This window comes from Ruegeria sp. CDSA021, assembly GCF_059612325.1.
This window is the reverse complement of the sequence record NZ_JBXWQJ010000035.1, coordinates 1-9,428: the sequence shown is the minus strand read 5'-3', so window position 1 is coordinate 9,428 and position 9,428 is coordinate 1. Positions and strand designations below refer to the sequence as shown.

General features: G+C 52.5%; 9 protein-coding genes. 6 read left to right on the top strand and 3 right to left on the bottom strand.

What is annotated here, in order from left to right; translation table 11 throughout:
- Positions 1-111: 111 nt before the first annotated feature.
- The 3 genes from AC2FLD_RS22150 to AC2FLD_RS22140 all read right to left on the bottom strand — a co-directional run bounded on the left by AC2FLD_RS22150 (position 112) and on the right by AC2FLD_RS22140 (position 2,914).
- Positions 112-816, bottom strand: coding sequence for an ArsR/SmtB family transcription factor (locus tag AC2FLD_RS22150; protein WP_496674439.1), 705 nt, complete (start codon positions 814-816; stop codon positions 112-114).
- Positions 817-896: 80 nt separating this feature from the next.
- A complete protein-coding gene (locus tag AC2FLD_RS22145; protein WP_496674436.1) occupies positions 897-1,301 on the bottom strand; it encodes a recombinase family protein in 405 nt (134 codons plus the stop codon).
- A 287-nt stretch (positions 1,302-1,588) separates the two neighbouring features.
- Positions 1,589-2,914, bottom strand: a complete 1,326-nt coding sequence (locus AC2FLD_RS22140) for a tetratricopeptide repeat protein (RefSeq protein ID WP_496674433.1) — start codon at positions 2,912-2,914, stop codon at positions 1,589-1,591.
- 143 nt (positions 2,915-3,057) lie between these two features.
- Here AC2FLD_RS22140 and AC2FLD_RS22135 point away from each other — a divergent pair, with 143 nt between their 5' ends.
- From AC2FLD_RS22135 to AC2FLD_RS22110, 6 genes are all read left to right on the top strand, one after another.
- Positions 3,058-3,366, top strand: a complete 309-nt coding sequence (locus tag AC2FLD_RS22135; protein ID WP_496674430.1) for a hypothetical protein — start codon at positions 3,058-3,060, stop codon at positions 3,364-3,366.
- A 4-nt stretch (positions 3,367-3,370) separates the two neighbouring features.
- The gene (gene gntH, locus AC2FLD_RS22130) at positions 3,371-4,825 is read left to right on the top strand and encodes a guanitoxin biosynthesis MBL fold metallo-hydrolase GntH (RefSeq protein WP_496803732.1); all 1,455 of its coding nucleotides are present in this window, start codon (positions 3,371-3,373) and stop codon (positions 4,823-4,825) included.
- Positions 4,826-4,907: 82 nt separating this feature from the next.
- Positions 4,908-6,017 (top strand): HlyD family secretion protein, encoded by a 1,110-nt coding sequence (locus AC2FLD_RS22125; protein ID WP_496674424.1) that lies wholly within the window; start codon positions 4,908-4,910, stop codon positions 6,015-6,017.
- Positions 6,018-6,046: 29 nt separating this feature from the next.
- The gene (locus AC2FLD_RS22120; RefSeq protein WP_496674421.1) at positions 6,047-6,733 is read left to right on the top strand and encodes an ABC transporter ATP-binding protein; all 687 of its coding nucleotides are present in this window, start codon (positions 6,047-6,049) and stop codon (positions 6,731-6,733) included.
- Positions 6,733-8,226: an ABC transporter permease gene (locus AC2FLD_RS22115; protein ID WP_496674418.1), complete on the top strand. Its 1,494-nt coding sequence runs from the start codon at positions 6,733-6,735 to the stop codon at positions 8,224-8,226. Before AC2FLD_RS22120 ends, AC2FLD_RS22115 begins: the two co-directional genes overlap by 1 nt.
- Positions 8,227-8,244: 18 nt before the next feature.
- On the top strand, positions 8,245-8,898 hold the full coding sequence (locus tag AC2FLD_RS22110) for a DUF3299 domain-containing protein (RefSeq protein ID WP_496674415.1): 654 nt from the start codon (positions 8,245-8,247) through the stop codon (positions 8,896-8,898).
- Positions 8,899-9,428 lie beyond the last annotated feature (530 nt).

The following is a 9,428-nucleotide window of genomic DNA, read 5'->3' as shown; positions in this document are numbered from 1 at the left end:
AATCACAACAACCAGTTGAGCCAGACCCTCTCTTAGATCAGGCGGCCATCTGTCCCAAAATCCCTGACGACGGACACTGAGGTAAAAGACGGTTCGGTACCGACCGAACAGTCATTCGTGGGCTGAGATTTCCAGTTCTGTTCTGCTCAAGCCGAAAACACGTTCGAAAGCACCAAAACCGTTATCGGTAATGGTCAATGCACGGCTTCCAATACGTCGTTCAAGCCATCCTGCATCAAGGGCTTCATTCATTATCTTGGTCGCAAGTGGACCTGAGATGTGGTGGCGCCGCTCCGTCCAATCGAGGCACAGTTTCACGACGGGCTTGTTGCTTGATGTGGTCGGAGCCACAATCCCGATCTTGTCCAGGAACTTATCGTAGCATGGGCCAATGGAAACGCTGTCAGCGTTTATGAGCAGTACATCAATGGCAATCATGCGATCCGTCATCAAAACGCCGAGCCGACCAGCTATGTGATTGTAGCAACTGCGGGCCAGAAGTGTGTCGCAAGCGGTCTTGCGGTTCCGGGAGAGGTGATCGGTTGGTGAAAGGCTTGCCCGTTTTTCAAGGACGCCAGCAACGTCTTCGTTGGCGATCCGGTGATATACGTGTCGTCCACTGCGCAAGGAAGACGTTAAGCCAGCTGACTCAAGTTGCTTGAGATGTGCGGTTGCCGTTTGCGGACTGACACTGGCAGCGCAGGCCAACTCCTTGTTTGTGAATGCCCGACCATCCATCAACTCGCACAGAATACGTGAGCGGCTGGGGTCGGCCAGTGCAGCGCCGATAATGTCCAGTCTGGGTTCAATGGTCATAAAACGAGTTTAGCCCAAACCACATCTGAACACACGATCGGAACAGTTCGCCAGAGAACGAAGTGTTCTTTTTTTCAGGTTTAGTGATCTTCCAAGCCGCCGTGCTCAGTTCTTAAACTCGTTGTCTGCAACCGTGAGCCAAAGCAGGCCAACAGGTGCAGGAAGAACGTTGAGACGTTCGGGTGTTCGCAGACGACCAACTCAATCCCTTGGTCGATGATCCCGGAGATGAACGACACCTTCCGAGAAAATCTGTCCAGCTTTGGGATCAACAGTTTCGAGCGGGTCTTCTTCACAAGGATGATGGCGTTCCACAATTCGGCCCGGTCATCTCGTTTGCCGGATTGGACTTCTGTGAACTCGGCAACCACCTGATCGGCGGGTGTCAGGAATTGCTCGACCATCGCCCGCTGCGCTTCAAGCCCAAGGTCGGATCGCCCCTGCCGTTCGGTTGAAACCCGGCAATAGACAACATACTCGACCATGCTTCATCCCTCCGTCACCGACAAACGTTGGTTTGTCGTAGAAGGGGTCGGATTTCTTCGATGAAAGGGCAACGAGATTAGCAATGTGGATGTTGTTTGTAAGCTGACGCCAGCCGTGGTGCCTGTGAATGGGAAAAGAGCGGACAAAGCTGCCGTTCGCTACAACAAATTCCGATGACCGCTTTCGGCGTTCAAGAACACTACCAAGGTATGTTCGCTTGTGTTGACGGCAAATCACACTTTACGTACGTGGGCCTGTCTCCAGTCATGGCTCGAAAGGGTATATCTTAAAACCGCCATCCCGCATCCGTTAAGGCGGAAATCACTTCTTCCGACAAATCTGGGCTGGAGTAAAACGCACCCAGAACCAAATCTGGCCTGAACTCAGGCCAGGACTGATTCAGTTGATTCAGTGTTTCCTCTGCTTCATTTGTCTCACCCAACCTCTGATAGGCGGCCGCCAAGTAAACCAAAGAGAGAGCGCTGACAGGGTCACCATTGTCACTCGCAAATTCCAGAGATGCGATTGCTTCCCTAAACTCACCGATGTGAAAACTGGCAACCGCGTGAATGTTCCTGTGGGCAAACCGATGACTTCCTATCTCTCTGGGGTGGCTTGGGTCGCTGACGTCATACGCTTCTTCAAAGCGACCCATAACCAGTAGTATCACGCCGCGAAAGTCCAGAACGTTTCCGTCATTGGGTCGAAGCGACTGCGCGAGTGCTGAATACTCCAATGCTCTGTCATAGTCGCGAGAAACGTAAGATACCCATGCCATTGCCGATTGGCTCCAGCCGTTTGAGGGCGCAATGTCCACAGCTTTCTGTGCCATTTGTCCTGAATTCAGTATCAGCGTGTCACGCTCTTCCTCGCCTCGCGTTAGGAGAGCCTGGGTTCCCAGACTATGGGCCAATCCGGCATATCCACAGTAAAAATCGGGAGCCTCATTTATTGCCATTCTAAATATGTCGCTGGCCAGGATCTGGTTTTCGATAGTTGCGATTGGAAACAGCAGGCCCCGAGCTTGATCGCAGTAGTTTGACGCCTGTACTGCAGCGGGTGATTTAGCGGATAGAGCCTGTCGCTCAAGTGAGCGCGCGGATGTGTTTGGGTTGAGGTCAACAACCTGTTCCATGCGCCCGCCCAAGATGTTGGCAAGAGCAATGATCGCTATGGTGACAGCAGGGATCCCAATCAGCCAAGGTAACCCTGGCCTGAATGGTGTATGATCGACATTGCTCTGAATTATACCAGAGCGGTCCTCGAACCAAGGCGCGTAGCCGCCGCTATCAATGTGAATGCGCAGATCGTCTCCAGCACCTGCCGTTTCATAGTACTGCTGAAGTTTCCGCCGTAACCGCCCCGCATCCACACGAACAACGTTGATATGGCCGTCATCACTGGCAAAACTCTTGAAGTAAACATCCTGAGCGATTGTCTTGCCAAGAATAGCCTCGGACCTACCCGCAATGGCCTCTTCGACAACGTAGCTCAGAAAATTCCTAAGGCGTTCCGCCTTGCCAAATATGTCACTCGCCAATACCTGGTCTAGCGCGTACTTCACACGGGTCGCGTGACGTTCCGGATCAAGGGTCAATTCTCTGTCGGGCATCTGAAACTTCAAGTTTCTCTGTATTTTCAATTCTATACTGTCAAATGAATATTTGATTGTCACCCTAATTTCACGGTGTAACCCTTCCGCGTTGCGCGTTGTGCCTCAGACTGGTGCCCAGAGATGGACTAGGCGCCAAGGCAATGACGGACATCAGTTTACTAGAGCTCGCTTTTCCGGACCAAGTCAGCCGCATCCGCGTCATGCGAAAGAACCATCGTGGATTCGAGGCACTTTGCGGTGACTTCGAGTTGCTCTCAACCGAGTTGGAGAGGGCCCGGAAGGTCAATGAGCAGACGTCACCATGTCTGATCGATCCTGTCACCGAAAGCCTAGACGGGCTGGCCGAGGAAATCGCCGAGCATCTCTCTCGATTCACCAATTCAGAGATTGTCCCGAAAGCCATTTCAGAAGTGGTTCCCATATTCACCCAGGCTCGAACAAAGGACTGAAAATATGCTGCAAAACAGACAGAGGAAGTCAATTAAGTCACTCAGCGCACTCGCCACCGCGGCGACATTGTTCGCCACAAGTGCGTTCGGTCAGGCTCCTCCGGTACAGGAGCCCTCATCCCAAGAAGATATTGAGGCTGCACTGACTGGCGGCGTCCCAATGGGACGTTGGAAAGAGGGTCTGACCTTTGAGGGCATCTCTCCTCAACCGTGGTTGAAAAGTGCGGCAAACTGGTTCCCACGCACCGAAGATGTACAGCCTAACGAGATGAGAATTATTTTCATGGGATCTGCCCCGTTCATTCGCCCTGGGCAAATGAACACGGCGATTCTTGTTGAGTTGGGTAACGGTAAGATTTTCATGTTTGACATTGGTGAGGGCTCACCAGCGAACATCATTGCCAGTGGATATGCACTGAATGAAATTACCGATGTATTCATCACGCACCTGCACGTAGACCACTTTGGTGGGCTGCCGTACCTGTGGATGTTTGGAACCTGGGCCGGTGGATGGCACGAGCAGTTGACGGTCCATGGCCCATCCGGCCGCACCAAGGAGTACGGCACCGCAACGATGGTAGAAGGCATGAAAATGATGACCGGCTGGCACCGGGATGCGTTCAGCGTCTTTCCCGTTGGCAAAGGTTGGGACATCGAAGTCAACGAATTTGATTTCCGTGATAATGGCGGCGTGATCTATGATGAAGACGGGGTCAAAGTCACACACTGGCAAAGAAGCCATGCCAAGGACGGTGCGTCGGGATACCGGATGGACTGGAATGGCATGTGCTTTATCTGGACAGGTGACGGTCGACCCAACATGATCGACATTCCTTTCGCCAAAGGCTGTGATGTCTTCGTCACGGAACAGCAGCAGGAAATCATCGAAATCTCCTCTGGAGTTCAAGGCGTGCCGCCATTCCTCGGGCGGTATACCGTCGATACCCATCACACGCCCAGTTATGCGGCCGGCTACATTGCCAATTTGGTGCAACCCAGGCTTCTGATGAACACTCACATGAGCTATGACCCCTATCAGATCGAGGAAACCGTGGCAGAGATCCGCGAGCATTGGAAAGGCCCTTATCACTTTGGAGCGCCGGACGGGATCGTTGTGAACGTCACCAAAGATCAAATATGGGTTCGCGAAGGCATATTGCCTGATTTTCCAAACTCACGAGCGCCGCAGTTTGACTTTAGCAATGGTCAGTTGATCGTGCCGAAGCCACCCCATCGACGCGAAGACATTCAGGAACCCTACGTACGCGATATGGAGATCGATCCTAAGCTGTACTATCCCGAGGGATATCATCCTGAGCTGCTGACCGAGTGGCCAGTTGATGACGACCTTGTTGTTCCTCTGGAAGCGCTTCCCGAAAATCTGAAAGAGAGTATGGGCGCGGCGTGGCGCCATCGTGAAGCCAACCGCAAAGTGTTGGAAGAGCAAGGTGACAATTAAGTCATAATGACAAACAGGGCGATCACTCGTAAGTTCGGGTGGTCGTTCGAACTTTCCGGAAACATCACGAAGGAATGAAGTCTTGTTAATCGTACTTGGCCTCTACTTTGGAATAGTCTGGCTGGTCTTTTCCAAGTTTCATCTTCTCCCCTGGAATGGGTTCTGGAAAACTCTGGTTTACGGTGTAGCTGCTGTTATCGCTCTGGTGGTCATCGGTGCGCTGAACCACACAACTCCGACTGGCCCGGTATCCATTCAGGGTGTTTCAACGAATATTGCTCCGAATGTGGCCGGCACGGTTACAGAAGTCATTGTCGAGCCAAACCAGGAAGTCGCAAAAGGCGAGCCTCTGTTTCGAATAGATAATGAGGTGTACAAAGCCGAGGTTTCCCGGCTCGAAGCTGTTTTGGAAACTGCAAAGTCATCTGCCGATCAACTGGTATCAGATTTATCAGCTGCCGAGGCCGAGATTGACTCCCTGACTGCTCAGCTGACTTTCGGAATTCAGCGTCGTGATGACATCATCCGTTTGGAAGAACGTGGGGCATCAACCACGTTCCAACTGCAAGAGGCTGTCTCAACCATCGACCAGTTGACCGCGAATATCCGCGCAGCAGAAGCCCGGAAGACAAGCCTTGAGCGGCGTATCGCCGCGAAGATCGACGGGCGTGACGCAGGTGTTGTGGAGGCTGAACAGACACTTGCGCAAGCTCTTTGGGATTTAGAGCAAACGGTTGTAAAAGCGCCCGGAAACGGCGTTGTCACGGCTGTATCACTACGACCAGGTAACCGCGCTACTCCGCTACAAGGGGCAATAACTTTTGTCGAACCCGGAGACTTTGCAGTAATTGCTACTCTGCCCCAATCCAGTCGTGCCAATGTTTCGGTCGGTGACGAAATCCGGCTTGCATTTAGAACGGAACCCGGTGGAGAAATTACCGGCCGTATTTCCGATTTTCCGGTCGGAACTGTCGAAGGTACTGTTGATCTAAGATCAGGTCTTCCCTCATTGCGCGAACTAGCCGGGATATCCAGCTACATCGTATTGGTTGAACTACCTGCAGATGCAGACAGTAATTCCTTGCAATTTGGAACGTCAGGAACAGCTTTGGTTAAGACAGACGAGGCCGGAGCCATTGGGGTTTTGGCAGAGATCCTTTTCTGGGTCACCAAGAAGCTCAATTATCTTTGAAAAACCGGACCAAAGCATCTGTGTCATCAATGAAAACTGTCGAACTCAAATCCTTGGTGTTTCGGTGGCCCGGTCAACCCGACCCGGTGCTCTCAATCGATGACTTTGATCTTGGGGCCGGGGAAAGCGTGTTTATGAGAGGCCCCAGTGGCAGCGGAAAGACCACGTTGCTCTCGGCAATTGCTGGCGTGATCGATGTGCCGCAAAGCGCGGTTCGCGTCGCGGGCACGGATGTCGGGGCTTTGGCCGGAGGTGATCGTGACCGTTTTCGCGTGGATCATTTGGGGATTGTTTTCCAAGTCTTTAATCTTTTGCCTTGGCTCAGTGCGCTTGAAAACACGTTGCTGCCCTGCAGGTTTTCAGCGCAACGTCGCAATCGATCGGGGCCAGACCCCAAGGCTACCGCAACACGGTTGCTAAGTGAGCTGGGTCTTGAAGATACTGAGCTCATAAATCGACCTGCCAGCGCACTGAGTGTTGGGCAGCAACAACGAGTTGCGGCGGCGCGTGCTTTGATAGGGGCGCCTGAAGTAGTTTTGGCGGATGAACCCACCTCGGCTTTGGATGAGGACGCAAAAGGCTCGTTTGTCCAGTTGTTGTTGAAGGAATGCAAAGCATCAGGGGCGAGTTTGTTATTTGTCAGCCATGATCGCAGCCTGGAAAAACACTTCGATCGGAGCGTTGACTTGCCGATGCTGAACGCAGGCAAAACGTGATGTTCAATCTTTGTTATAAAAGCCTTCTCAATCGCCGCTTTATCGCTGCGTTGACTGTTCTTAGCATTGCCTTGAGCGTGGCTTTGATTGTTGGCGTTGAACGACTGCGAACAGAGGCACGAGCGGGTTTTGCCAACTCTGCATCAGGTATCGACCTGATCATTGCGGCACGCGGAAACGATGTGCAGATCCTGATGGCAACGGTTTTTGGTGTAGGCACAACAGGCGCTGGTATCAGCTGGGACAGCTACGAGATGATCGAAGATCTGCCCCAGGTAAGCTGGACAGTGCCGATCATGATGGGTGACAACCACCGTGGATATCCCGTGATCGGAACGTCCGAGCAATATTTTGACCACTTTCGTCATAGTGGCGGCCAGCAGCTGATATTTGCTGAAGGTGTTCCGTTTAAGTCTCCAGATGGCGCAGTGATTGGAGCAAAAGTTGCTCAGGCTTTCGGGTACACGTCAGGTACTGAAATCGTGAATGCCCATGGCTCAGGGGAAGTCGCCTTTGATGTTCACGACGAAGCGCCTTTCACAGTGACCGGCGTGCTGGGGCATACCGGGACGGCCGTTGACCGAATGGTTTTTGTCTCGCTCGAGGGTTTTGACGCCTTACACGAAGAACCTGCATCAGAGGGTGCGGACCCGTTTGTTTTGGTCGATGCACCTGAAGTCGCCGAAGAACACGAAGGCCATGACACCGAGCATTCCCCTAGCGAAGATCACGCAGACAGCGAATTTGCGGACGGGCATGTGGATCACGGCGACGGCCATGGACAAGACGATGACTATGCGGAGCACGGCGAGCCTGACGAGCACGAAGAAGGGCATCAGGATCATGACGACAGTGATGTCCATGAAAGCGACCATGAAGACGAGGCGGAAGCTGCCAGGACCTCTGGCGGGCACGATCACGGTGGCCATGATCATGAACCAGGGACCATCAACGCGATTTTTGCCGGACTTGAGGAGAAGACGGCGGTGCTTTCAATTCAACGGCAACTGGCAGATCATCGCGACGAGGCACTGACTGCTGTTCTCCCTAATGTCGCGCTGTTGCAACTTTGGTCGATTACCAGTACGGCCGAGACTGCACTGCGTCTGATGGCAGGCGCTGTGGCAATGGCCGGAATGATCGGCATGGTGGTCATGTTGTCTGCTTCGCTCGACAACCGGCGGCGTGAATTTGCGATCCTTCGATCCGTGGGCGCAACACCAGCTGGCGTCTTTTCCCTGATCTTGCTTGAAGCCGTTTTTTTGTTGTCGGCCGGCAACGTGCTTGGAGTAATCGCGCTCAGCGCTCTCACGCTCGTGATAGATCCGATTCTTGCCGCAAATTTTGGGCTTCGCATCGGTGTTGACCTGCCGAGTTTTCGCGAGGTTCTTCTCATAGCCCTCGTTTTCTGCTCTGGTCTTCTTGCCAGTATTATACCTGCGTTAAGGGTGTACCGTATGACGCTATCAGACGGACTGTCGGTGCGGCTTTGAATAAAAGGATCCGCTGAAATGAAGACCATTACGCATTTTCTGAATATTTTATTCGCCCTTGCGATTGCGGGGCCTCTTCTTGCAGCGGATCCGCGCAACATAGGTTGGCAGGATCTCCTTCCTGAAGAGCGGCCCTACCACGATCCTTTTGCCACCCTGGAATATTCTCAGGTCAATGCGTTGGCCATGCTTTATCGGATTGAGGTTCTGCATGCGGACACTGCGGATGACAAGAAGCGCGCCGAAGCGGTCCAGATCCGCGAAGATCTTGTGTCTCAAGGTCTTGACCCAGATTGGTTGTTTGAACAACGCGAAATTGTGATGAACCAACGGTTGATTGCTTCGCGCGAACCGAATCTTGATCTTTTGGGGGAGAACGTGCGTCTTCCTGGCTATCTACTTCCCCTGGACATTGTCGACCAGAAGGCGTTCGAATTCCTTCTGGTTCCGACAGTTGGAGCCTGCATCCACACACCACCACCTCCAGCCAATCAGATGGTCTATGTGCGATACGAACAAGGCTTCGAAATTGACGAGTTATATAAGCCAGTTTGGATTAGCGGGGAAATGCGGACACTCAGTCGATCCCAATCGCTCAACTATGTAGATGGCCAAGCCAATATCGAAACTTCATATGCGATGGATGCGCGGGCAGTAGAAATCTATGACTGATCAGTCAGACTAGGGCCCGTTCTTCGGCTTCGCCGGGATACATATTGGCGCCGTTCCCCTGTAGCAGGATCGTTGGTTCGTGCAGTTGTGACGCTGCAAGTCTCATCTGAAGCTCCTTGATGATCAAAACGGCGACTTTTAAACATGAACAGCCAATTTGTGATCACACCAATCCGCGCGTACGGGTTTCACAAATGCGGATTGGCTTTCGATTAAAACGGGAGAAATTGACTATGTGATTGCTGACCTTTCTGATGAGCGTGCATTCCTCTCGTCACGTACGCTCCTGCTGTCTCTAGGCCGGCTGGAGCGGTCACTTACAGAGTTGGTTTCGTCCGCTCGCCCAGGTTAGCGTCGGCGCACTTTGTTTTTTGCAATAGTTTCAATATCTTGAATTCGGGGCGCCCCTTTGATTTTCAAAAGTTATACACGAAGTGATGAATTTTGTTGTAACTGTCTGACGTCAGCGCCCATGGGACAGTTTAGGTCGATTTGATAAGAGAGGGTTTCTGGCTCATCGTAACTGCCAA